At 54.8% G+C, this 24,020-nt stretch carries 17 protein-coding genes; 5 read left to right on the forward strand and 12 right to left on the reverse strand.

Annotated elements, in window-relative coordinates; genetic code table 11:
- Positions 1-64: 64 nt before the first annotated feature.
- Both serC and HWQ14_RS19725 read right to left on the reverse strand, forming a co-directional pair.
- Positions 65-1,153, reverse strand: a complete 1,089-nt coding sequence (serC, locus tag HWQ14_RS19720; RefSeq protein ID WP_148421052.1) for a 3-phosphoserine/phosphohydroxythreonine transaminase — start codon at positions 1,151-1,153, stop codon at positions 65-67.
- 162 nt (positions 1,154-1,315) lie between these two features.
- Positions 1,316-2,008: a DUF421 domain-containing protein gene (locus tag HWQ14_RS19725; RefSeq protein ID WP_176610727.1), complete on the reverse strand. Its 693-nt coding sequence runs from the start codon at positions 2,006-2,008 to the stop codon at positions 1,316-1,318.
- 127 nt (positions 2,009-2,135) lie between these two features.
- Here HWQ14_RS19725 and ycaO point away from each other — a divergent pair, with 127 nt between their 5' ends.
- From ycaO to pflA, 4 genes are all read left to right on the forward strand, one after another.
- Positions 2,136-3,896: a 30S ribosomal protein S12 methylthiotransferase accessory factor YcaO gene (gene ycaO / locus HWQ14_RS19730; RefSeq protein WP_176610728.1), complete on the forward strand. Its 1,761-nt coding sequence runs from the start codon at positions 2,136-2,138 to the stop codon at positions 3,894-3,896.
- A 406-nt stretch (positions 3,897-4,302) separates the two neighbouring features.
- Entirely contained in the window at positions 4,303-5,160 is an 858-nt protein-coding gene (gene focA / locus HWQ14_RS19735; protein WP_176610729.1) for a formate transporter FocA, read from the forward strand.
- A 51-nt stretch (positions 5,161-5,211) separates the two neighbouring features.
- A complete protein-coding gene (gene pflB, locus HWQ14_RS19740) occupies positions 5,212-7,494 on the forward strand; it encodes a formate C-acetyltransferase (protein ID WP_003858247.1) in 2,283 nt (760 codons plus the stop codon).
- Between the two features lie 198 nt (positions 7,495-7,692).
- Positions 7,693-8,433 (forward strand): pyruvate formate lyase 1-activating protein, encoded by a 741-nt coding sequence (pflA, locus tag HWQ14_RS19745; protein WP_003858250.1) that lies wholly within the window; start codon positions 7,693-7,695, stop codon positions 8,431-8,433.
- Between the two features lie 36 nt (positions 8,434-8,469).
- Here the strand turns inward: pflA and HWQ14_RS19750 are convergent, their stop codons facing one another.
- The 10 genes from HWQ14_RS19750 to lrp all read right to left on the reverse strand — a co-directional run bounded on the left by HWQ14_RS19750 (position 8,470) and on the right by lrp (position 22,453).
- Positions 8,470-8,991, reverse strand: coding sequence for an anti-virulence regulator CigR family protein (locus tag HWQ14_RS19750; protein ID WP_176610730.1), 522 nt, complete (start codon positions 8,989-8,991; stop codon positions 8,470-8,472).
- Between the two features lie 123 nt (positions 8,992-9,114).
- Entirely contained in the window at positions 9,115-10,263 is a 1,149-nt protein-coding gene (locus HWQ14_RS19755) for an MFS transporter (RefSeq protein WP_176610731.1), read from the reverse strand.
- 274 nt (positions 10,264-10,537) lie between these two features.
- Complete coding sequence (locus HWQ14_RS19760; RefSeq protein WP_176610732.1) at positions 10,538-11,401, reverse strand: dimethyl sulfoxide reductase anchor subunit family protein; 864 nt, start codon at positions 11,399-11,401, stop codon at positions 10,538-10,540.
- A gap of 1 nt (position 11,402) precedes the next feature.
- Positions 11,403-12,020, reverse strand: coding sequence for a DMSO/selenate family reductase complex B subunit (locus tag HWQ14_RS19765; protein ID WP_176610733.1), 618 nt, complete (start codon positions 12,018-12,020; stop codon positions 11,403-11,405).
- Between the two features lie 10 nt (positions 12,021-12,030).
- Positions 12,031-14,475 carry a dimethylsulfoxide reductase subunit A gene (gene dmsA / locus HWQ14_RS19770; protein ID WP_176610734.1) on the reverse strand — a complete coding sequence of 815 codons (2,445 nt, stop codon included), beginning with the start codon at positions 14,473-14,475 and terminating at the stop codon, positions 12,031-12,033.
- Positions 14,476-14,686: 211 nt separating this feature from the next.
- Positions 14,687-15,979 carry a serine--tRNA ligase gene (gene serS / locus HWQ14_RS19775; RefSeq protein ID WP_148418764.1) on the reverse strand — a complete coding sequence of 431 codons (1,293 nt, stop codon included), beginning with the start codon at positions 15,977-15,979 and terminating at the stop codon, positions 14,687-14,689.
- A 92-nt stretch (positions 15,980-16,071) separates the two neighbouring features.
- Positions 16,072-17,415, reverse strand: a complete 1,344-nt coding sequence (gene rarA, locus HWQ14_RS19780; RefSeq protein WP_148418763.1) for a replication-associated recombination protein RarA — start codon at positions 17,413-17,415, stop codon at positions 16,072-16,074.
- 9 nt (positions 17,416-17,424) lie between these two features.
- Entirely contained in the window at positions 17,425-18,039 is a 615-nt protein-coding gene (gene lolA, locus HWQ14_RS19785) for an outer membrane lipoprotein chaperone LolA (protein ID WP_148418762.1), read from the reverse strand.
- A 127-nt stretch (positions 18,040-18,166) separates the two neighbouring features.
- Entirely contained in the window at positions 18,167-21,823 is a 3,657-nt protein-coding gene (locus tag HWQ14_RS19790) for a DNA translocase FtsK 4TM domain-containing protein (RefSeq protein ID WP_176610735.1), read from the reverse strand.
- 135 nt (positions 21,824-21,958) lie between these two features.
- Positions 21,959-22,453, reverse strand: a complete 495-nt coding sequence (gene lrp / locus HWQ14_RS19795) for a leucine-responsive transcriptional regulator Lrp (protein WP_000228469.1) — start codon at positions 22,451-22,453, stop codon at positions 21,959-21,961.
- A gap of 543 nt (positions 22,454-22,996) precedes the next feature.
- Between lrp and trxB the strand changes: the two genes are divergently transcribed.
- Positions 22,997-23,965 (forward strand): thioredoxin-disulfide reductase, encoded by a 969-nt coding sequence (trxB, locus tag HWQ14_RS19800; RefSeq protein WP_176610736.1) that lies wholly within the window; start codon positions 22,997-22,999, stop codon positions 23,963-23,965.
- Positions 23,966-24,020 lie beyond the last annotated feature (55 nt).

The following is a 24,020-nucleotide window of genomic DNA, read 5'->3' on the forward strand; positions in this document are numbered from 1 at the left end:
CAACTCTCAACTCAACATAATAAAAAACCCGCAGCAAAACTGCGGGGGTGAAAAAAACAGCCAGTTAACCGTGACGACGCTCGAAGTCGATCATGAAATCAGTCAGAGCCTTAACGCCTTCCAGCGGCATGGCGTTATAGATAGAGGCACGCATACCGCCCACTACACGGTGACCTTTCAGCGCGTGCAGGCCCGCGGCGAACGACTCTTCCAGGAACACGCTGTCCAGGTTACTGTCCGCCAGCTGGAACGGCACGTTCATACGTGAACGGTTAGCTTTGGCCACGTCGTTACGGTAGAAATCGCTCTTGTCGATCGCGCCGTACAGCAGTTCGGCTTTCTGCTGATTAATCTTGTCCATCTCCGCCACGCCGCCTTTTTGCTTCAGCCATTTGAAGACCAGGCCGGAAAGATACCAGGCAAACGTGGGCGGGGTGTTGAACATAGAGTCGTTATCGTTCAGGACGGTGTAGTCCAGAATCGACGGGCAGGACTTATGGGCTTTGCCCAGCAGGTCTTCACGCACGATGACGATGGTCAGGCCCGCGGGGCCGATATTTTTCTGCGCACCCGCGTAGATCACACCGTAGCGGCTGACGTCCAGCGGCGTGGAGAGAATGGTGGAGGAGAAGTCCGCGGTCACAACCACGTTTTCGCCAAAGTCTGGCTCTTCGTGAATGGCGATGCCGTCAATGGTTTCGTTCGGGCAGTAGTGGAGATACGCCGCGTTGTCAGAAAGCTGCCATTCGCTCATCGGCTTCACGGCGCGCAGCCCGTCAACGGTCACTTTGGCATCGATGACGTTCGGCGTGCAGTATTTATGCGCTTCTTTTACCGCACTGGCGGCCCAGTAGCCGGCATCAACGTAGTCAGCGGTGGTTTTGTCGCCCAGCAGGTTGAGCGGGATGCCCGCAAACTGGCCGCGTCCACCGCCGTGACAGAACAATACTTTGTAGTTCGAGGGAATGTTCAGCAGATCGCGAAAATCCTTTTCTGCCTCTTCCGCCACCTGGATAAACGCTTTACCACGGTGGCTGATTTCCATCACCGACGTACCCAGACCGTTCCAGTCACAAAGTTCCTGTTGAGCCTGTTTGAGTACGTCTGCCGGTAACATTGCCGGACCTGAACTGAAATTAAAGACTTGAGCCATTTCCCCTCACCACGCTAAATGCCATAAGTTATAACTGTGGATATCGGTTTTATCATTCAGTGACACGCGCCGCAATGTCTAAAACTTTTGACCGGAGAAATGTGTCCCTCGTCACACAAAACAATCTGCCGTACCGTTGTTATAAAACCGACAAAACCGCTGTCAGATGATGCGTTTAGCCCGGCTAACCTTCGTCCATTCTGGATTCGCACAGCGGGGGCATAATTGATGAGCGCCGGCCTGCATGACCACCACGTGGCTGCATTTTATGCAGGCATACTCCCCCGCGTCAGGCACGGTCTTGTACCGTTCAATGAGCATATCCGGCAGGATGCACAGTCCGGGCTTCACTTCCTCGTCGGGGTAGTAGTAGACGCTGATTTGACCGTTCGTTTCCATAATTGCCAGACGCACCTGGCCCAGCTGTTCAACGCTGCTTATGCGAAGCTCCATAAAGAACTCAAACTCCGTCATATTGGCGCGTTGCACATTCTCCCAGGCCAGCTGTCCGTCTTCGACTATAACCACCGGTTTCCCTTCGAACAGATCCTCTAGCTTTTCGCTTTTCGACATAAGCCACATGACCAGACGGTACAGCAGCGCAAGCGTTACGAAGACAATAAAGACCGGCACCATCGGCACATCGTCATAAAAGGCAACATCCCCTGCCGCCGACCCCAGCGTCAGGATGATCAGCACCTCAAACAGCGACATCTGGCGAACGCCGCGACGCCCGGTGATTTTCAGAAACAGGAAGACGAGCACAAAGGTGTACAGGCTGCGCAGCGCCACTTCGCCTAAAAACTCTGGTGGGACTTTATCAAACGCCATCCGCTGGAGATCAAATGCTTTCATTTTTCTATGCCTTAACAGTAGGTTACTGTCTATAAGCATAGCCCAGCCATTTATTTTCGCCGGAGATAGCACCCGTCACGCAAAACCCGTATCATTGCGCGCTTTACGTACGATAAAAGTGAACGCCATGACTCAAACGTTTATCCCCGGCAAAGACGCCGCTCTGGAAGATTCCATCGCTCGCTTCCAGCAGAAACTGACCGACCTGGGCTTTAATATCGAAGAAGCCTCCTGGCTGAACCCGGTGCCTCACGTCTGGTCTGTGCACATTCGCGACAAAGACTGCGCGCTGTGCTTTACCAACGGTAAAGGCGCAACCAAAAAAGCGGCGCTGGCCTCTGCGCTGGGCGAGTATTTTGAACGTCTGTCGACCAACTACTTTTTCGCCGACTTCTGGCTGGGCGATACCATCGCCAACGGCCCGTTCGTTCACTATCCGAATGAAAAATGGTTCCCGCTGACTGAAGACGACGAACTGCCGGAAGGCATTCTTGATGCCCGCCTGCGCGCGTTCTACGATCCGGAAAACGAACTGACCGCCAGCATGCTGATCGATTTACAGTCCGGCAATGAAGACCGCGGGATCTGTGCCCTGCCGTTCACACGCCAGTCTGATGAGCAGACCGTTTATATTCCGATGAACATCGTCGGCAACCTGTATGTGTCCAACGGCATGTCCGCCGGTAACACCCGCAACGAAGCGCGCGTGCAGGGATTATCTGAAGTCTTCGAACGCCACATCAAAAATCGCATTATTGCTGAGCCCATCAGCCTGCCGGAGATCCCGGCTGACGTGCTTGCGCGCTACCCGGGCGTGGTGGAATCCATCGCTAAACTGGAAGCGGAAGGTTTCCCTATCTTTGCCTATGACGGTTCACTGGGCGGCAAATATCCGGTTATCTGCGTCGTGCTGTTCAACCCGGCAAACGGCACCTGCTTTGCCTCCTTCGGCGCGCATCCGGACTTTGGCGTGGCGCTGGAGCGTACCGTCACCGAACTGCTGCAGGGTCGTAGCCTGAAGGATCTCGACGTGTTTACACCGCCAACCTTTGATGACGAAGAAGTGGCCGAGCATACCAACCTCGAAACGCACTTCATCGACTCCAGCGGTTTGATCTCCTGGGATATGTTCAAGCAGGATGCAGACTATCCGTTCGTGGACTGGAGCTTTGCCGGTACCACGGAAGAAGAGTTCGCCACCCTGATGGCGATCTTCAACGCCGAAGATCGCGAAGTCTACATTGCCGACTATGAACATCTGGGCGTTTACGCGTGCCGTATTATCGTGCCGGGCATGTCCGACATCTATCCGGCAGAAGATCTGTGGCTGGCAAACAACAGCATGGGTGCGCACCTGCGCGAAACCCTGCTGGCCCTGCCGGGCAGCGAGTGGGATAAAGAGGATTATCTGAACCTGATCGCCCAACTGGACGAAGAAGGCCACGATGATTTCACCCGCGTGCGCGAGCTGCTGGGTCTGGCAACCGGTAAGGATAACGGCTGGTACACGCTGCGCATCGGCGAACTGAAGGCGATGCTGGCGCTGGCGGGCGGCGATCTGGATCAGGCCCTGGCCTGGACAGAATGGACGATGGAATTTAACCAGTCAGTCTTCTCTGCCGAGCGCACTAACTATTACCGTTGCCTGCAAACGTTGCTTCTGCTGTCTCAGGAAGACGGCCGTGAACCACTGCAGTACCTGAATGCGTTTGTGCGTATGTACGGTGCAGACGCCGTTGAGGCCGCCAGCGCGGCGCTGAGCGGTGAAGCGCCATTCTATGGCCTGCAGGCGGTAGACAGCGATCTGAAAGCCTTCCCGGCACATCAGTCTCTGCTCAACGCCTATGAAAAATTACAGAAGGCAAAAGCCGCTTACTGGTCAAAATAAGCGCATATAACATTAATGGCAGTAGGCGTATTCACTCGCCTGAGCTATATTACGGGGCAATTTCATTGCCCCTTTTTTTATTTTTTCACGCAATGACGTTTGATTGTAATAATTAAGTTAACCACGGGTAAATATAATAATACTTACCTGCGTTTTACTGTTACTTATTATGGCAAATACTCCATTTTAATTAACTGTTTTAAGGGAGGCGGACTGAAAAAATTCAACTCTTTTCATAACTTTTAAAATTTATTTTTATACGGATAATCAAATACTTACTCCGCTTTTGCTGTAAAACCATACACACTGCGGGCCTATAAGCCAGGCGAGATATGATCTATATCAATTTCTCTTCTATAATGCTTTGTTAGTATCTCGTCGCCGACTTAATAAAGAGAGAGTTAGTGTGAAAGCTGACAACCCTTTTGATCTATTACTCCCCGCTGCGATGGCGAAAGTTGCCGAAGAAGCGGGTGTCTATAAAGCAACGAAACATCCGATGAAGACGTTCTATCTGGCGATCACGGCTGGTGTGTTCATCTCTATCGCTTTCGTCTTCTATATCACCGCTACCACCGGTACTGCCGCGATGCCTTACGGCATAGCCAAACTGATTGGCGGCATCTGCTTCTCGCTGGGTTTGATTCTTTGCGTCATCTGCGGCGCCGATCTCTTCACCTCAACGGTGTTGATTGTTGTGGCGAAAGCCAGCGGAAGGATCACCTGGGGTCAACTGGCGCGCAACTGGCTTAACGTCTACGTTGGTAACCTGATTGGCTGTCTGCTCTTTGTTCTGTTGATGTGGCTTTCTGGCGAGTACATGACCGCCAACGGCGGCTGGGGGCTTAACGTCCTGCAAACCGCTGACCACAAAATGCACCATACATTTATCGAAGCCGTTGCTCTCGGCATCCTTGCTAACCTGATGGTCTGCCTGGCGGTGTGGATGAGCTACTCTGGTCGTAGCCTGATGGATAAAGCCATGATTATGGTTCTGCCGGTTGCGATGTTTGTTGCCAGCGGCTTTGAGCACAGTATTGCGAATATGTTCATGATCCCGATGGGGATTGTTATCCGCAACTTTGCAAGCCCGGAGTTCTGGACTGCTGTTGGTTCAACCCCGGAAAGTTTCTCTCACCTGACTATTATGAATTTCATTACCGATAACCTGATCCCCGTCACTATCGGGAACATTATCGGTGGGGGTCTGTTAGTTGGGTTGACATACTGGGTCATTTACCTGCGTGGCGGCGACCATCATTGATGGTTGTCTCAGGCAGTAAATAAAAAATCCACTTAAGAAGGTAGGTGTTACATGTCCGAGCTTAATGAAAAGTTAGCCACAGCCTGGGAAGGTTTTACAAAAGGTGACTGGCAGAATGAAGTAAACGTCCGTGACTTCATTCAGAAAAACTATACCCCGTATGAAGGTGACGAATCCTTCCTGGCTGGTGCAACTGACGCAACCACCAAGCTGTGGGACAGCGTAATGGAAGGCGTTAAACTGGAAAACCGCACTCACGCGCCAGTTGATTTTGACACCTCCGTTGCTTCCACCATCACTTCTCACGATGCTGGCTACATCAACAAAGCCCTTGAGAAAATCGTTGGTCTGCAAACTGAAGCACCACTGAAACGCGCAATCATCCCGTTCGGTGGTATCAAAATGGTTGAAGGTTCCTGCAAAGCGTATAACCGCGAGCTGGACCCAATGCTGAAAAAAATCTTCACCGAATACCGTAAAACCCACAACCAGGGTGTATTCGATGTTTACACCAAAGACATTCTGAACTGCCGTAAATCTGGCGTTCTGACTGGTCTGCCAGATGCATATGGCCGTGGCCGTATCATCGGTGACTACCGTCGCGTTGCGCTGTACGGTATCGACTTCCTGATGAAAGACAAATACGCGCAGTTCGTCTCCCTGCAGTCCGATCTGGAGAACGGCGTAAACCTGGAAGCGACTATCCGTCTGCGTGAAGAGATTGCTGAACAGCACCGCGCGCTGGGTCAGATCAAAGAGATGGCGGCTAAATACGGCTGCGATATCTCCGGTCCTGCTACCAACGCTCAGGAAGCTATCCAGTGGACCTACTTCGGCTACCTGGCCGCGGTTAAGTCTCAGAACGGTGCTGCGATGTCCTTCGGCCGCGTATCCACCTTCCTGGATGCGTACATCGAACGTGACCTGAAAGCGGGTAAAATCACCGAGCAAGACGCTCAGGAAATGATTGACCACCTGGTCATGAAACTGCGTATGGTTCGCTTCCTGCGTACCCCAGAATATGATGAGCTGTTCTCTGGTGACCCAATCTGGGCAACAGAATCTATCGGTGGTATGGGCGTAGATGGCCGTACTCTGGTAACCAAAAACAGCTTCCGCTTCCTGAACACCCTGTACACCATGGGCCCTTCTCCGGAGCCGAACATCACCGTTCTGTGGTCTGAAAAACTGCCTCTGAACTTCAAGAAATTCGCCGCTAAAGTGTCCATCGACACCTCTTCTCTGCAGTACGAGAACGATGACCTGATGCGTCCTGACTTCAACAACGACGACTACGCTATCGCTTGCTGCGTAAGCCCAATGGTTGTTGGTAAACAAATGCAGTTCTTCGGTGCGCGTGCAAACCTGGCGAAAACCATGCTGTACGCAATCAACGGCGGCGTTGATGAAAAACTGAAAATGCAGGTTGGTCCTAAGTCTGAACCAATCAAAGGCGACGTGCTGAACTATGACGAAGTTATGGATCGCATGGACCACTTCATGGACTGGCTGGCTAAGCAGTACGTGACTGCGCTGAACGTTATCCACTACATGCACGACAAGTACAGCTACGAAGCTTCTCTGATGGCGCTGCACGACCGTGACGTTGTTCGCACCATGGCATGCGGTATCGCAGGTCTGTCCGTTGCGGCTGACTCCCTGTCCGCAATCAAATATGCGAAAGTTAAACCAATTCGTGACGAAGATGGTCTGGCTATCGACTTCGAAATCGAAGGCGAATATCCGCAGTTTGGTAACAACGACGCTCGCGTTGATGACATGGCGGTTGACCTGGTAGAACGTTTCATGAAGAAAATTCAGAAACTCACTACCTACCGTAACGCTATCCCGACTCAGTCTGTTCTGACCATCACCTCTAACGTTGTGTATGGTAAGAAAACCGGTAACACCCCAGACGGTCGTCGTGCTGGCGCGCCATTTGGCCCAGGTGCTAACCCAATGCACGGTCGTGACCAGAAAGGTGCTGTTGCCTCTCTGACCTCCGTTGCTAAACTGCCGTTTGCTTACGCGAAGGATGGTATCTCTTACACCTTCTCTATCGTGCCAAACGCGCTGGGTAAAGATGACGAAGTACGTAAAACTAACCTCGCGGGTCTGATGGATGGTTACTTCCACCACGAAGCGTCCATCGAAGGTGGTCAGCACCTGAACGTGAACGTAATGAACCGTGAAATGCTGCTCGACGCAATGGAACATCCTGAGAAATATCCTCAGCTGACCATCCGCGTATCTGGCTACGCAGTACGTTTTAACTCCCTGACTAAAGAACAGCAGCAGGACGTTATCACCCGTACTTTCACTCAGTCCATGTAACTGGAATTGACTGAAATCACGCGTTAAAAAGCGTACAATAAAGGCTCCACGTCAGTGGGGCCTTTTTCTTCCCCACCCCAGTCTCTTTTGGCCGCTATCTATACTGAATGGATAACAGCCAAAACAGACTCGACATAGCCTTTGAGCTGTGCACCTACACAGGCCCCTGGATGGGCCAAATTCGGAGATATCACCGCAATGTCAATTATTGGTCGCATTCACTCCTTTGAATCCTGTGGCACTGTCGATGGCCCGGGGATCCGCTTTATTACATTTTTCCAGGGCTGCCTGATGCGCTGCCTGTACTGCCATAACCGCGATACCTGGGATACCCATGGCGGCAAAGAAGTCACCGTGGAAGATCTGATGAAAGAGGTGGTGACCTATCGCCACTTTATGAACGCGTCCGGCGGCGGTGTGACGGCATCCGGCGGTGAAGCCATTCTTCAGGCTGAGTTTGTGCGCGACTGGTTCCGCGCCTGCCACAAAGAGGGCATTCATACCTGTCTCGACACCAACGGCTTCGTGCGCCGCTACGATCCGGTTATCGACGAGCTGCTTGAAGTCACCGATCTGGTGATGCTCGATCTCAAACAAATGAACGACGAAATCCACCAGAATCTGGTTGGCGTTTCGAACCACCGCACGCTGGAGTTTGCCAAATACATTGCCAACAAAGGCGTCAAAACCTGGATCCGCTACGTGGTGGTGCCGGGCTGGTCAGATGATGACGATTCCGCGCATCGTCTGGGCGAATTTACCCGCGATATGGGCAACGTAGAGAAAATTGAACTCCTGCCCTATCACGAGCTGGGTAAACATAAATGGGTGGCGATGGGCGAAGAGTACAAGCTGGATGGCGTGAAGCCGCCGAAAAAAGAGACGATGGAACGCGTCAAAGGTATTCTTGAGCAGTACGGCCACAAGGTTATGTATTAAATAAAAGGCCCGGTTCTCACCGGGCCTTTTAATATTCTATTCAAAGACGCCGTTAATAACGGCAGTCACAATTGCCGTACTCAGGGCAATTAACACCAGGTCGTCACCCACCACGCGCCATTCATATCCCGGGTAGGACGGAAGCTGGCCCAGCATTGAGGCCGGCACGGCTTTCTTCGCTATGCCCGGAGGCAGCGGCTTTCCGCGCGCCAGGTTTTTCGCGATCCCCGGAGGCAGAGAATCATAGCCCGTTAAGCCGTAATTCAGTGCCAGATGGCGGGCACGATCGAAGCTAACGCGAGCGTCGACGTCATTACCGACATCTTTGCTGTTTTTAAAGCTCTTGTCCGATTTTCCTGGGTTATCCTGACCTTTATTTTGCTTATTACCATGGTTACCAGCGTTGCCGTTACCATGATTGCCGCTATTACCCTGCCCGCCACCGTTTCCGTGCCCACCGCCATTCCCGTTTCCAGGATTGGCCATGACCGGAGCCGTTGCAAACGTTAAAGACAACACTACGGCAAGCGCGGTAGTGGAAAAACGACGAGTAGACATGATTGCTGCCTTTTAGTGGGAGAACTCATCTGAATTATCGCCAGGCGGGTAAAACTCACAATAAGTAAAAGTCTTATATGTGACAGGGACAAAAAAGCCCGTCATCGACAGGCTTTTAATTAATCAGGCGTGTGCCACAGGCGTTGGATGTTCGCCGACTTTGCGCAGCAGCATTAACAGATAGATAAACGATACGCTGGCGATCATGATAAACAGCAGGTTATCGGAATAATTTTGCATGAGCATGGCGGTAAAGGTCGGACCGAGCAAACTGCCGATGGTGTAGCTCAGCAATAATGCCTGGTTCATCGCCACCAGCTGATGATGCTCAACTTTCTCACAGGCCCAGGCCATCGCAACCGGATAGAGCGTAAAGCCCGCAGCACCCAGAATGAACAGCGCAGGCGCCATCGCGGCGTTGCTGAGCATGGCGAGACATCCCATGATCACCACAAAAACCTGAACGCGCAGCACCAGCAGGCGACCAAAGCGATCGGCCAGTCGACCGATCGGCCATTGACCGACGATCCCTGCGCTGACCATCACCGCCATCCAGAAGCCAATCCCGGAATCGCTAACGCCCTGATGGTTAAGATAGAGCGGCATCAGGCCATAGAGTGAGCCCAGCACGATCCCGGAGATAATGCAGCCGTTCACGCCTAAACGTGCCTGGCGAAGCCTCAGCATTGGCCAGACGTGGGTGGCCTCCTGATGCTCGCTGTTCTGGTTCACGATACGGGTGAAGAGCAGCGGCAGGATCGCGGCCAGCACCATCCCCGTCACCCACGGCAGAACGCTCATCAGGTCGGTTGGGAATTTACTGACCATTAGCTGGCCGAAGACGGTACCCACGTAATAAACCATCATATAGGCGGCCAGCAGGCGCCCACGGTTACGGGAAGTACCGCTGCACATCAGGGCGCTTTCAACCACTACCCAGATCATCGCGCAGCCGACGCCCGCAATAAAGCGCCAGACCATCCAGCTCCAGAAGCCGACCATCAGGCCTAAACCGACGCATCCGGCGGCAAAAATCAGCGAGGCCAGATAATAGCTGCGGTTAAAACCAAAACGCTTAATAAGGCTGCCCGTTAATAAGGTACCCAGCAGGTTTCCGGTAAAAAAGGACGAGCTAACCATACCCACCTGCCAGGTCGGTAAGTTTTCATGGGCGAGCCATAGCGGGACGAGTGTGTTTAACACCGCGATCGCCAGGGTCAGCAAAAGCAAGCCACAGAGCAGCAAAAGCACCGGGCGGGTATAGGTGGTCATGGATTAAAAACCGTGAGGAAGTTCAGATTTCGTGCGCATCATGCCACCGGCAAAAACAAAGTCAATCCACCGATTCAGGCGTCACGCACGATATGCGCCATGTCGATTTAAAAAACTCATCCTGCTAATGCAAAGCCTGCTACAGATATTAATTATCTATTTGTTTTTATTTATTTCAGGGAATTTTTAATACGAAACGTCAGTCGAAAAATTTCATGAATGAAAAAAGAAAAGCCGGGCGCTATGTCCCGGCTTTTTATAACAAAAAATGAAATTAGCTGGCGATAGCCATACCGACGGTCATATGCAGACCATAAAACACGCCGCGACCAATCAGCTCCCCGGCCAGCACCAGCACAAAGGCCAGTGAAAGCAACGGCAGCGCAGGCTGGTAACCTTTGAGCTGAGGTGCAATCCAGCACACCAGCGCAGCCGCCAGCAACACCACGCGCCAGGCCATCAGCGCACCGTAGTCCGGCACCAGCGCAGAGGCCTGCTGGATAGAGCTGTGGATGGTGGCCAGCTCAGCCCCCTGCATCAACGCCACAACAGCACTGATGACCAGCGCCAGCAGCGAGACCGCTGGCAGCAGATGCATTCCCCAGCCGTCCACCCCAGCGACGCGCAGCAGCAGATAGCCCAGCAGAGGACCGCCGATAAACATCGTCAGGAAGAAGCTCATCGGCGTCCAGACGCTGTACCAGGTAGGAACGGTATCAATGGTGTTGTACACCCGAACCATCATCCATACGAATACCACGCCCAGAACCATGGTGACGATGAGCCACAGCGCGCGTAACCCTGACGGCAGCTTTTTCAGCGCCGCCAGCAGCCAGCCCAGCCCGCCCACGGCAAAGAAGATTGCGCCACTGGCAATCTCGTTACTCAGCGAAGAGGCACCAACTCGATTCAGGGAGTTGAACGCACGCATCGGCGAGCCCAGGTGCAGCGTGGAGGCGATAAACCCAATGCCCATCAAAACCCATAGCCCAAACATACTCAATACCAGACGCTGCTGCTGTTCGGCACTGAGATTACCTTTCATTAGCGCCAGCGCGAGTACGATAAAACCACCGACCACGCACTGCCCAAACACCGTGAAGATCATCAGCGGCCATTCATGCCATCCACTTCCCATCTCATACCTCCTTCGGGTTTGCCAGATAGCCGGTGGTGTCACCCGTCGGACGGCTGTTGGCGTTAGGTTTGATCACAATGCTCAGCTTCGTAAAGTGCGCAGACGGCAGCGGCGCAACGGCGGCAAGCTGGCCGTGCTTCTTGCGCAGCTCCTCAATCGGGCCGAAGTCCAGCGCGCGCAGCGGGCAGGACTCGACGCAGATCGGCTTTTTGCCGTCCGCCACGCGGCTGTGGCAGCCGTCGCACTTGGTCATGTGGCCTTTGGCGGCGTTGTACTGCGGCGCGCCGTACGGGCAGGCCATGTGGCAGTAGCGGCAGCCGATGCAGACATCCTCGTCCACCACCACAAAACCGTCGTCACGCTTGTGCATCGCGCCGCTCGGGCAGACCTTGGTGCAGGCCGGATCTTCGCAGTGATTGCAGGCAATCGACAGATAGTAGGCAAAGACGTTCTGATGCCAGACGCCGTTATCCTCCTGCCAGTCTCCGCCCGCGTATTCGTAAATACGGCGGAAGCTGACGTCCGGGGTTAAGTCTTTGTAGTCCTTACAGGCCAGCTCGCAGGTTTTGCACCCGGTGCACCGGCTGGAATCAATAAAAAATCCATACTGGGTTGTCATCGGTTACTCCTTACGCCTTTTCAACCTGAACGAGGTTTGTGTGGGACGGGTTGCCCTTCGCCAGCGGCGACGGGCGCTGCGTGGTCAGAACGTTGATGCAGCCCGCCTGGTCAATACGGTTTGCATCCGGGTTATACCAGGCCCCTTCCCCCAGCGCGACTACGCCAGGCATCATGCGCGGAGTCACTTTCGCTTCGATATGCACCTCTCCACGCCCGTTGAAGATGCGAACGCGATCGCCATTACTGATGCCGCGCGCTTTCGCATCCATCGGGTTGATCCACATTTCCTGCCGGCATGCGGCTTTCAGCACGTCAACGTTGCCGTAGGTGGAGTGCACGCGAGCCTTATAGTGGAAACCGGTCAGCTGTAGCGGGAATTTCTCCGTCAGCGGATCGTTGTAGTTTTCAAATCCGGGGGTGTAGATCGGCAGCGGATCGATAACGTCCCCTTCCGGCAATTCCCAGGACGCGGCAATGTTTGCCAGCGCTTCGGAGTAGATCTCGATTTTGCCCGACGGCGTGGTCAGCGGATTCGCCTGCGGATCGTCGCGGAAGGCTTTATACGCCACATGATGCCCTTGCGGATCGCGCTGCTTGTACATGCCCTGCTTGCGGAAGGTATCGAAGTCCGGCAGGTCAGGAATGGCTTTGCGGGAAAGCTCGTGCAGATGGCGCATCCACCCTTCCTGAGTGCGCCCCTCGGTGAACTGCTGTTCAACGCCAAGACGTTTCGCCAGTTCGGAGGTCATCTCATAGATGGTTTTGCACTCGAAGCGCGGCTTGATGGCCTGATCAGTGAAAATCACGTAGGACATGTTGCCGCAGGAGGCGTCCAGCGCGAAGTCCATCTGCTCAGACGCGGTGCAGTCCGGCAGCAGAATATCGGCATACTTCGCTGACGAGGTCATGTGGCAGTCAATCACCACAATCATTTCGCACTTCTTGTCGTCCTGAAGGATGTCATGGGTGCGGTTAATGTCAGAGTGCTGGTTGATCAGACAGTTACCGGCATAGTTCCAGATCATCTTGATCGGCACGTCCAGCTTGTCTTTCCCCCGCACGCCGTCGCGCAGCGCGGTCATTTCAGGGCCGCGCTCGATCGCGTCGGTCCACATAAACATCGAGATGCTGGTCTCAACCGGGTTATCCAGCGTCGGCATCCGTTCAAACGGCAGAGAATAGGAGCCTTCACGCGCGCCGGAGTTACCGCCGTGAATACCCACGTTACCGGTCAAAATTGACAGCATGGAGATGGCGCGGGTGGCGATTTCGCCGTTCGCGTGACGCTGTGGTCCCCAGCCCTGGCTGATATAGGCCGGTTTTGCCGATCCAATTTCACGCCCCAACTGAACGATACGTTCGACGGGAATACCGGTGATGGTGGATGCCCACTCCGGCGTTTTCGCTACGCCGTCGCTGCCCTTACCGAGAATATAGGCTTTGTAATGTCCGTTAGCCGGCGCGCTGGCCGGGAGGGTTTTCTCGTCGTAACCGACGCAGTATTTATCCAGGAAGGGCTGATCGACCAGGTTTTCGGTGATCATCACATACGCCAGCGCGTTTACCAGCGCCGCATCGGTCCCCGGACGGATTGGGATCCACTCATCTTCTCGCCCTGCCCCGGTATCGGTATAACGCGGATCGATGATGATCATGCGGGCATTGGATTTAGCCCGGGCCTGCTCCAGGTAATACGTTACCCCACCGCCGCTCATGCGGGTTTCACCCGGGTTGTTACCGAACAGCACCACCAGCTTGCTGTTTTCGATATCGGACGGACTGTTACCGTCTGCCCAGCCGCCATAGGTGTAGTTCAGGCCCGCAGCGATTTGCGCAGAAGAGTAGTCACCATAGTGGTTAAGGTAGCCGCCACAGCAGTTCATCAGGCGCGCCACCAGCGTCTTACCCGGCGGCCAGGAGCGGGTCATGGTACCGCCAAGCGTCCCGGTGCCGTAGTTCAGGTAGATGGACTCGTTGCCGTACTCTTTAATCAGGCGCTGCATGTTCGTCGCGATGATATCGTAGGCTTCGTCCCAGCTGATGCGCTCGAACTTTCCTTCCCCACGCTTGCCGACGCGCTTCATCGGATATTTCAGACGATCCGGATTATAAACACGTCGGCGCATTGAGCGGCCACGCAGACATGCCCGCACCTGGTGTAACCCTTCGTAGCTATCGTCACCGGTATTGTCGGTTTCGACATATTTGATTTCACCGTCCACGACGTGCATGCGCAGCGGACAGCGGCTACCGCAGTTGACGGTACAGGCACTCCACACCACTTTTTCCGGACCTGAGGCTGGAGACAGAGCCTCCGCCGCCGACGCCAGTCGGGTAAAAGGGAGCGTAAAGGCGCTGCTGGCTACGGCCAGGCCACCGATTGCCGTGGTTTTCATCAACCCACGGCGAGTGACCTCGGCAGCCATTAACGCTTCAGGCGCTTTGATTTTCATAAAGACTCACTTTGGTTGCTCACAAAGAAAAGAGAGGCGGCGGAAACCGCTATATAGATTTATTTACAACGAATCTTTTCGTTTTCAGTTTTTTATGCTGTCTTTCATTCAAAGGAGTATTACTACTTTAGAGGGAGGGGGTATTGCGTCGTATCAAATCACAGGCATAAAAAAAGCGCCCTGAGGCGCTTTTTTGTTTTAAAGCAGGTTATTAACCGATGTACTGCTGGCCTTTCATATAAGGGCGCAGCACTTCAGGGATCTCAATTCGGCCGTCTGCCTGCTGGTAGTTTTCCATCACCGCAACCAGCGTACGCCCTACAGCCAGACCGGAGCCGTTCAGGGTATGCACCAGACGGGTTTTCTTGTCGGATTTGCTGCGGCAACGAGCCTGCATGCGACGCGCCTGGAAATCCCAGACGTTAGAGCAGGAGGAGATTTCACGGTAGGTGTTCTGCGCAGGCACCCAGACTTCCAGGTCGAAGGTTTTACAGGCACCGAAGCCCATATCACCCGTGCACAGCGCCATACGGCGGTACGGCAGGCCCAGCAGCTCCAGCACTTTTTCCGCGTGGCCGGTCATCTCTTCCAGCGCGTCCATGGACGTTTCCGGACGAACGATCTGCACCATTTCAACTTTATCGAACTGGTGCATACGGATCAGACCGCGGGTATCACGGCCGTAAGAACCCGCTTCAGAACGGAAGCACGGAGAGTGCGCGGTCAGCTTGATTGGCAGATCGTCTTCGTCAATGATTTCATCACGCACGAGGTTAGTCAGCGGCACTTCCGCCGTTGGGATCAGCGCGTAGTTGCTGCTGTCTGCTTCCTCGTCCAGCGGACGGGTATGGAACAGATCGCCGGCAAATTTCGGCAGCTGGCCCGTACCGTACAGCGTATCGTGGTTAACCAGATACGGAACGTAGGTTTCGCTATAGCCGTGCTGTTCGGTGTGCAGATCCAGCATGAACTGCGCCAGCGCGCGGTGCAGGTGAGCGATCTGACCTTTCATCACCACGAAACGAGACCCGGTCAGCTTAACCGCAGCCGCAAAGTCCAGGCCCGCGTGCATTTCGCCCAGGGTCACGTGATCGCGAACCTCGAAGTCGAACTCGCGAGGCGTACCCCAGCGTTTCACCTCAACGTTGTCGTTCTCGTCTTTGCCGACAGGCACGCTGTCGTCAGGAATGTTCGGGATCGCCAGCGCGATATCACGAATTTCGGCCTGAAGAACGTCCAGTTCCGCTTTCGCCTGATCCAGCTCTTCACCCAGCTTGTTCACTTCCAGGCGTAATGGCTCAATATCTTCCCCGCGCGCTTTCGCCTGGCCGATGGATTTCGATCGAGAATTACGCTCTGCCTGCAGATTTTCAGTTTGTACCTGCAGAACTTTACGACGCTCTTCAAGAGCGCGCAGCTTATCTACATCCAGCTTAAAGCCCCGGCGTGCCAGTTTTTCAGCGACTGCGTCTGGCTCATTACGCAGCAGATTGGGATCGAGCATGCTTATCCTGTGCTTATCGAATTAAAATAGGAAAAAGTGGCCACAGCCTGCGGCCACAGGGATACTATGCCAACATTACCGCAACGACTGAGCTAACGGTAGCGTTTTATAGGGCTATTTTGATCCTGTCCAGCCAGCCAGGCGAGCTTTTCGCCAATCTTGCCTTCAAGACCTCTGTTTGTAGGGTGGTAATAGCGGGTTTGTGCCATCTCCTGCGGGAAATATTCCTCTCCGGCGGCGTAGGCATTTGGCTCATCATGGGCGTAGCGATACTCCTGCCCGTAGCCCATCTCTTTCATCAGTTTTGTCGGTGCATTGCGCAAATGAACCGGTACATCATAATCCGGACGCTCGCGCGCATCCGACATCGCCGCTTTGAAGGCAGTGTATACCGCGTTACTTTTCGGCGCGCAGGCCAGATAAACAATAGCCTGGGCAATGGCGCGTTCGCCTTCCGCAGGCCCAACTCGGGTAAAGCAGTCCCAGGCGGAGATGGCGACCTGCATGGCGCGCGGATCGGCATTGCCGACATCCTCCGACGCAATCGCCAGGCAGCGACGCGCGACGTATAGCGGATCGCCACCTGCGGTGATAATACGCGCGTACCAGTAGAGCGCCGCATCCGGGGCGCTGCCGCGCACGGATTTATGCAGCGCGGAGATCAGATCGTAAAAACGGTCGCCTTTATTGTCGAAACGCGCGCTGCGCTCACCGGCAATTTCGGTGAGCAGTTCAGGCTTCAAAACGCGCTTGCCTGCATCGTCCACTTCGGCCATATCGGCCATCATTTCCAGCGTGTTCAGCGCCCGACGGGCATCGCCGTTCACCAGTTCAGCAATCGCACGGCGCGTTTCATCCGGAAGAACGATATCCTGCCCGCCGTAGCCGCGGGCCTTGTCCTCCATCGCCTGCGTCAGAACCTTTTCGATATCTTCCGTGGTCAGCGACTTAAGCAGATAAACACGAGCACGGGAAAGCAGCGCGGAGTTCAGCTCAAACGACGGGTTTTCGGTAGTCGCGCCGATGAAGAAAATCGTGCCGTCTTCAATGTGCGGCAGGAAGGCATCCTGCTGGCTCTTGTTGAAGCGGTGAACTTCGTCGACAAACAGAATGGTGCGACGTCCGGCATTGCGGTTTTGTCGCGCCCGCTCGATCGCCTCGCGGATCTCTTTCACGCCCGACGTGACGGCCGAAATGCGTTCGACATCCGCACTGGCATAACGGGCGATAACTTCAGCGAGAGTGGTTTTACCGGTTCCGGGAGGGCCCCAGAGGATCATGGAGTGCAGATGCCCCGCTTCAATAGCGCGCGGCAAGGGTTTCCCCGCAGCCAGCAGATGTTGCTGGCCGATGTACTGCGCTAAATTTTCTGGCCGCATACGGGCGGCCAGAGGTTGAAACGCATTATCTGAAAAATCGAGCGACAGATTGCTCACTCACGCCTCTCACTTATTGCGTTGGTCGTCCACCGTTACGCCCTGCGGCGGGGTAAAGGTGAATTTTGATGCGTCTACAGCGCCGTTTTGCTGAGACTTAAGCTGATAGCTACTGCGCTGATCGTCCTGCTCAACCGCACCGAACTGGTTGATGGTACCGTTGCTGCTCACGTTGATGGTGAACTGCTTCAGGTTGCCGTTACTGCCTTTAGGCGTCAGGACAAACTCATCACCGTTTTGTTTGATGTTGTACTGCTGCCAGTCGCTGGTCTGGTTACGAGCGATCAGCATAAACGGGGTATTGCTGGTGGCATCTTTCAGCCAGGTAGCGGTCGCCTGCTCAACAAACGGGTTGTAGAACCACAGAGTTTTACCGTCAGAGACCAGAACGCTCTCGTCCGGCTGGGTCATATGCCAGTTGAACAGGTTCGGGCGTTTCACCCACAAATCCCCCTGACCTTCCTGCACCGCGTTGCCGCTGCCGTCAGTCACTTTTTGCGTGAAGCTGGCGTGGAAGCTGCTTACTTTGTCCAGTCGGCTTTTAAGGTCGCTGGCCGCATCAGCCCAGACGCTGCTGGCAACAAAACTGGAGAGTAATGCACAGGCGATGGCGATTTTTTTCATTGTTATTCCTTAAAATACGTCTTCCCGATATGGGGTTTCCGTTTCCATTCTGGACCTGCCCGAAGGCAGGCGACAGAAGAATATGCTTAATTTTTGCTGATTTACCCTTCTTTGCAATCGCTGAAGGTTATTCAAACGGCGGCGGCGCCAGCACTTCACGGTTGCCGTTATGTCCCTGCTCGCTGACGATGCCCTGAGCTTCCATTTGCTCAATGATACGCGCCGCGCGGTTGTAGCCGATACGGAACTGACGCTGTACGCCAGAGATAGAGGCTTTACGCTTTTCGGTGACGAAGTTAACCGCCTGGTCAAATAACGGATCCAGCTCTTCACCGCCGTCAAAGCCACCGCCGCCGCCTTCGCTTTCGCTGTCGGAGGTAATGCCGTCCACGTACTGCGGACGTCCGCGCGCTTTCCAGTCCTGCACCACGGCGTGAACTTCCTGATCGCGAACAAACGCGCCGTGAACACGCACCGGAGAGGTGGAATTCGGGCCAGAATAGAGCATATCACCCATCCCCAGCAGCGATTCAGCACCGCCCTGGTCAAGGATAGTACGCGAGTCGATTTTGCTCGACACGGTAAACGCGATACGGGTTGGGATGTTTGCCTTAATAAGACCCGTGATGACGTCCACGGACGGACGCTGCGTTGCCAGCACCAGGTGAATACCCGCCGCACGCGCTTTCTGTGCCAGACGCGCGATGAGTTCTTCCACTTTCTTACCGACGGTCATCATCAGGCCGGCAAATTCATCCACCAGCACCACGATGTAAGGCAGTTTTTCCAGAACCGGATGCTGGGCATCCATGCTGTCACCCGGCTTCCAGTATGGGTCCGGAATCGGACGGCCCATGCGCGCCGCCTCGGCGATTTTCTCGTTATAGCCGGCCAGGTTACGCACGCCCAGCGCCGACATCAGCTTGTAGCGACGCTCCATTTCATTAACGCTCCAGCGCAATGCGTTGGCGGCGTCCTTCATGTCGGTTACCACTTCCGTTAACAGGTGCGGAATGCCTTCGTAGACGGACAGCTCGAGCATTTTGGGGTCGATCATGATGAAGCGTACATCTTCAGGCTGCGCCTTGTAGAGCATACTGAGGATCATGGCGTTCACGCCGACCGATTTACCGGAGCCGGTAGTACCCGCAACCAGCAGGTGGGGCATCTTCGCGAGATCGGCAACGACCGGATCGCCAGCGATATCTTTACCCAGCACCACGGTCAGCGGAGACGGGTTATCGCGGAATTTGGTGTTATCCAGAACCTCACGCAGATAAACGGTCTGGCGTTTCTTGTTTGGCAGCTCAAGGCCAACGTAAGGTTTGCCTGGAATGACCTCCACCACGCGCACCGCCACGGTCGACAGGGAACGCGCCAGGTCACGGGACAGGTTTGAAATACGCGCTGCTTTTACGCCCGGCGCCAGGTTCAGTTCGAAACGGGTGATTACCGGGCCTGGCGAATAGTTCACTACATCAGCCTTGATGCGGAAATCAGCCAGACGCGCTTCAACGAGACGAGCCATCTGCTCAAGGGCAAAGGTATCCACCGGCTCGACTTCTGCCGGCGGCGGCGTTAACAGATCCAGAGACGGCAGCGGCGTGCTTGGGCGCTGCAGCGGACGGCTGTCACCATTACGCATCAGCAGCGGGTGAATCAGGCTCTCCTGCGGCTGTGGGGCTGGCTGCTGGAACTGCGGCGGTTGGGCCGGCTGCTGCGGCTGAACATGAGCCTGCGGTGCCGGCTGCTGCGGCTGAACATGAGCCTGTGGCTGCGGCGTCTGACGCACCGGTTCAACGTCTGGCATCACGCCCGGCGTGAACAGCGGTTCGCTCGGCCCGTCATCCACCAGATCTTTCATCGGTGAAAATTCAAAATCCGACAGCGAGAACGGGTTTGCCCCCGACGGCTGCTCGCCGGAATAACGCTGCTGCTGCGTTGCCGCGAACTGACGCGCTAATTCCGCTTCGGCTGCATCATCCTCATCCTGACGGGGGTGAACATCGTGTTGATACTCGTCGCCATAGCGCTGATTCTGCTGGGCGGCGAACTGACGCGCCAGCTCGTCCTGATGCTGTTCGTCAGCATCATCGTCGTATTCATTCTCACGCGCTTTCACTTCCGCCATACGCTGTGAAGGCAGTTTGATGCCGTACGACGCCAGCTCGCGGCGGGTCGGTACGCGAACGCGATTAGGGCGCGGCAGTTGAGGACCAATCCCCTCTTTCACCTGAGGACGCGGCGTACCGTCAGTCGCCGGGCTGAATAACGGAGCGGACGCGGCGGCGGCGGCGGTTGCCTGCTTCAGGGTTTCAGTTGCGGAAGCAACGGCTGGCGCTGGCTCAACAGGAGGAACGGCCGCGGAAGGGGCTTTTGCAGCAGGCTCCTGTACCGGCTCAGGTACGGGCTGATACCAGGCGGCAAGCTGCTCGCGCTCGCGGGCACGGCGCTCTTCCACTTCTTCAAAATAGTACAGCGGCGGACGAGACGGCTTCGCTTCTTCAACCACTTCAGGCTCAGGCTGCGGCGCAACGTATGGCTGTTCAGGCTCAACGTGTTCAGGTGCATAAGCCTGATACGGTTGTTGCGGCTCGCTGACAGGCTCGGGCGGCTGATAAGCTTGTTGCCACTGCTCCTGCTGGACTGGGATGTAGCTTTCAGGCTCTGGCGCAATGGTTGGCTCCGGCGTATGAACGCCAGGCGCGGTTTGCCAGTCGACCTGCGGCTGCTGAATCACGGACTCCGGCGCCGGAACTGGCGAGGACGGCATCACGGCTTCAACGGGCGCAGCATAGGCCTGCGCGGCCGTGGTTGCAGCGGCCGCAGCGGCTACCGGTTCAGTAACGGAATGGCCATTCAGCAGCGGATCGTACTCGTCATACTCGCCAGGGGTAGCTCGATTGCCGGAGAAAAGTACGTCATCAGGATCCACGGCCGCACCGCGATACTCAATCTGCTCCTCTTCATCCATGCGCTTGCCGGAGAAAAGCGCGGCATCCGTTTTACGGCCTAACGGGTTAGCAAATTTTTCGGCAACGCGCTGGCGGCGCGCCAGGGCACCTCGCAGGATACGCGCGCGACGGGACTCGCGACGCTCGGCGGGCGCATCGTCTTCTTCATACTCATCTTCGTATTCGTCTTCATCGACCCACGTATCGTCACGACGCGTGCGGTTGCTGGCAAATGTCAGAAAGGTCAGGATAAAGCTGCCAATTTTTTCAGCGATGCTCACCCAGGACCAGCCGGTAAACAGCGTCAGCCCTGCCGCCCAGATACAGAGCAGCGCCAGCGTGCCGCCGCTGCTGTGAAGCATCGGCTGCAGGGCGGAGCTCAACAGGCTGCCAATCACCCCACCGGAGGCGAAGTACCAGATATCATCAGCGTTAATCGCCGCCAGCCCACAGGAGGTGAGGATGAGCGCCAGCGCGCCTATCAGGCGTAGCGAAACGGCAAAGTAGTCGATGTAGTCGTCATTCTGCCGATGACGCCAGGCAAACCAGCATCCGCCAATAATGATGACGGGAATGGTGTACGCCATTACACCGAAAATAAAGAACAGCGTATCCGCAAGCCAGGCGCCGGGCACGCCGCCTAAGTTATGGATAGGCTCATGCCATGCGGTTTGCGACCAGCTGGGATCGGAGGGGTTAAAACTGAGTAAGGCAGCCATCAGCCAGACGGCAAAAAGGGCAATAACGATCAGTAACGCCTCAAGGAGACGACGTCCGCTGCTTAGCTTAGATAATGTGACTTCTTTGTCTTCAGTGTATTCCTGGCTCAAGAAAGGCTCTCCAGGTATCAGGCATGTCCTGCCTGTTTGCTAAAACGGACAACAGCGCCGGGTGTCCCCGGCACTGTTGCTGTATGGATTAACAGGAGTGTAATCAAACTACACTGATTTTGCACCTGTTCCGTGTTAGCGCGTCTTAATAACCAGACGATTGCTCTGTTTGACCTCTTCCATCACCACATAAGTACGGGTGTCGTTCACGCCTGGCAGACGCAGCAGGGTTTCGCCCAGCAGCTTACGGTAGGCGGACATATCAGGCACGCGGGTTTTCAACAGGTAGTCGAAATCACCGGAAACCAGATGACACTCTTGAATTTCTTCAAGTTTTTGTACAGCGGCGTTAAATTGCTCAAACACATCCGGTGCACCACGATTCAGAGTAATCTCAACAAATACCAGAAGTGAGGCATCCAGATAATGCGGGTTCAACAGAGCCGTATAGCCCTGAATAAAACCCTGTCTTTCCAGTCGACGCACACGCTCAAGGCACGGCGTCGGGGAAAGTCCCACACGTTTTGAAAGCTCGACGTTGGAAATACGCCCATCCTTTTGCAATTCATTAAGAATGTTACGATCGATACGGTCGAGATCTTTGCCAGGGCGCTTCTTGCTATCTACCATTATTATTGTCTCTCTGTATTCCTTCCCTACTCCTGCCTGGACCCTGTGCACATCACTGTTCAGAGCCTGTACCCGTTATTTATCACATCGCATGGTTATGTATTAGACGCGATGTGGATTCGGGTTCTGCGGTAAGAAGACCGTTGCCTGAAGGCAGTCACAGACATCACGTATGGCGTCTGTCCACACCATGCGTAGATTTCACTGACCCGGTAAAAATGGCATTTACGTGCATGTCTATGCGACATCCCGTACACGCGTCTTTTTTTCTTCCTTGAATGTTTTCGCAAAAGCGCAGGGGATTGTCAAAGCAAAACATCGATTTTTAGTACAAGATGCCGGATATTCATTACGGAGGGGTATTAATCCTCATTTTTCTGCCTTATAAACGAGCGCTTTTCAGTAGCAGACGTAATGTGAACGCGGCAGATCCATCGGGCGCGGCTATTGCATATATCGGAAGCAAAACTGCGGCGCTCTTTTTTTACGGCAACAAATTCCCTACAATCCAGCCCATTGCCTGCCAACAACAATGGGGATCTCATGGGCACGACCAAACACAGTAAGCTGCTAATCCTTGGTTCTGGACCTGCGGGATATACCGCAGCGGTCTATGCTGCACGCGCTAACCTGCAGCCGGTACTGATTACCGGTATGGAAAAAGGCGGTCAGCTGACCACCACCACGGAAGTGGAAAACTGGCCGGGCAACCCGAACGACCTGACCGGGCCGCTGCTGATGGAGCGCATGCACGAGCATGCCACTAAATTCGAAACCGAAATTCTGTTCGATCACATTAATAAAGTGGATCTACAGAACCGTCCGTTCCGTTTGACGGGCGACAACGGTGAATACACCTGCGATGCGCTGATCGTCGCCACGGGCGCCTCTGCCCGCTATCTCGGCCTGCCGTCTGAAGAAGCCTTTAAAGGCCGCGGCGTCTCTGCCTGCGCAACCTGCGACGGTTTCTTCTATCGCAACCAGAAAGTCGCGGTTATCGGCGGCGGCAACACCGCTGTGGAAGAAGCGCTGTATCTGGCGAACATCGCCTCTGAAGTACACCTGATCCACCGTCGCGACACCTTCCGCGCGGAAAAGATCCTGATCAAACGACTGATGGACAAAGTGGCGAGCGGCAACATTGTGCTGCACACCAACCGTACTCTGGAAGAAGTGACCGGCGATCAGATGGGCGTGGCGGGTCTGCGTATCCGCGATACCCAGAATACCGATAACGTCGAAACGCTGGAAGTGGCTGGCCTGTTTGTGGCGATCGGCCACAGCCCGAACACGGCTATCTTCGAAGGCCAGCTGGAGCTGGAAAACGGCTACATTAAAGTGCAGTCCGGGATCCACGGCAACGCCACGCAGACCAGCGTTCCGGGCGTCTTCGCAGCAGGCGACGTGATGGACCATATTTATCGTCAGGCGATCACCTCTGCGGGCACCGGCTGTATGGCCGCGCTGGACGCTGAACGCTATCTGGATGGGCTGGCTGAACAGGGTAAATAATCTTTACAAGTCAGTAACAAACGTAAATAAAGGCGGCCACTGGTCGCCTTTATTT

This window comes from Enterobacter cloacae (assembly GCF_013375935.1).
Classification (GTDB): domain Bacteria; phylum Pseudomonadota; class Gammaproteobacteria; order Enterobacterales; family Enterobacteriaceae; genus Enterobacter; species Enterobacter pasteurii.

What these genes read in the sequence shown, in the direction of transcription:
- serC (WP_148421052.1), bottom strand. Translation starts at nt 1,153, where the DNA reads ATGGCTCAAGTCTTTAATTTCAGTTCAGGTCCGGCAATGTTACCGGCA.
- HWQ14_RS19725 (WP_176610727.1), bottom strand. Translation starts at nt 2,008, where the DNA reads ATGAAAGCATTTGATCTCCAGCGGATGGCGTTTGATAAAGTCCCACCA.
- ycaO (WP_176610728.1), top strand. Translation starts at nt 2,136, where the DNA reads ATGACTCAAACGTTTATCCCCGGCAAAGACGCCGCTCTGGAAGATTCC.
- pflB (WP_003858247.1), top strand. Translation starts at nt 5,212, where the DNA reads ATGTCCGAGCTTAATGAAAAGTTAGCCACAGCCTGGGAAGGTTTTACA.
- pflA (WP_003858250.1), top strand. Translation starts at nt 7,693, where the DNA reads ATGTCAATTATTGGTCGCATTCACTCCTTTGAATCCTGTGGCACTGTC.
- HWQ14_RS19750 (WP_176610730.1), bottom strand. Translation starts at nt 8,991, where the DNA reads ATGTCTACTCGTCGTTTTTCCACTACCGCGCTTGCCGTAGTGTTGTCT.
- HWQ14_RS19755 (WP_176610731.1), bottom strand. Translation starts at nt 10,263, where the DNA reads ATGACCACCTATACCCGCCCGGTGCTTTTGCTGCTCTGTGGCTTGCTT.
- HWQ14_RS19760 (WP_176610732.1), bottom strand. Translation starts at nt 11,401, where the DNA reads ATGGGAAGTGGATGGCATGAATGGCCGCTGATGATCTTCACGGTGTTT.
- HWQ14_RS19765 (WP_176610733.1), bottom strand. Translation starts at nt 12,020, where the DNA reads ATGACAACCCAGTATGGATTTTTTATTGATTCCAGCCGGTGCACCGGG.
- dmsA (WP_176610734.1), bottom strand. Translation starts at nt 14,475, where the DNA reads ATGAAAATCAAAGCGCCTGAAGCGTTAATGGCTGCCGAGGTCACTCGC.
- serS (WP_148418764.1), bottom strand. Translation starts at nt 15,979, where the DNA reads ATGCTCGATCCCAATCTGCTGCGTAATGAGCCAGACGCAGTCGCTGAA.
- lolA (WP_148418762.1), bottom strand. Translation starts at nt 18,039, where the DNA reads ATGAAAAAAATCGCCATCGCCTGTGCATTACTCTCCAGTTTTGTTGCC.
- lrp (WP_000228469.1), bottom strand. Translation starts at nt 22,453, where the DNA reads ATGGTAGATAGCAAGAAGCGCCCTGGCAAAGATCTCGACCGTATCGAT.
- trxB (WP_176610736.1), top strand. Translation starts at nt 22,997, where the DNA reads ATGGGCACGACCAAACACAGTAAGCTGCTAATCCTTGGTTCTGGACCT.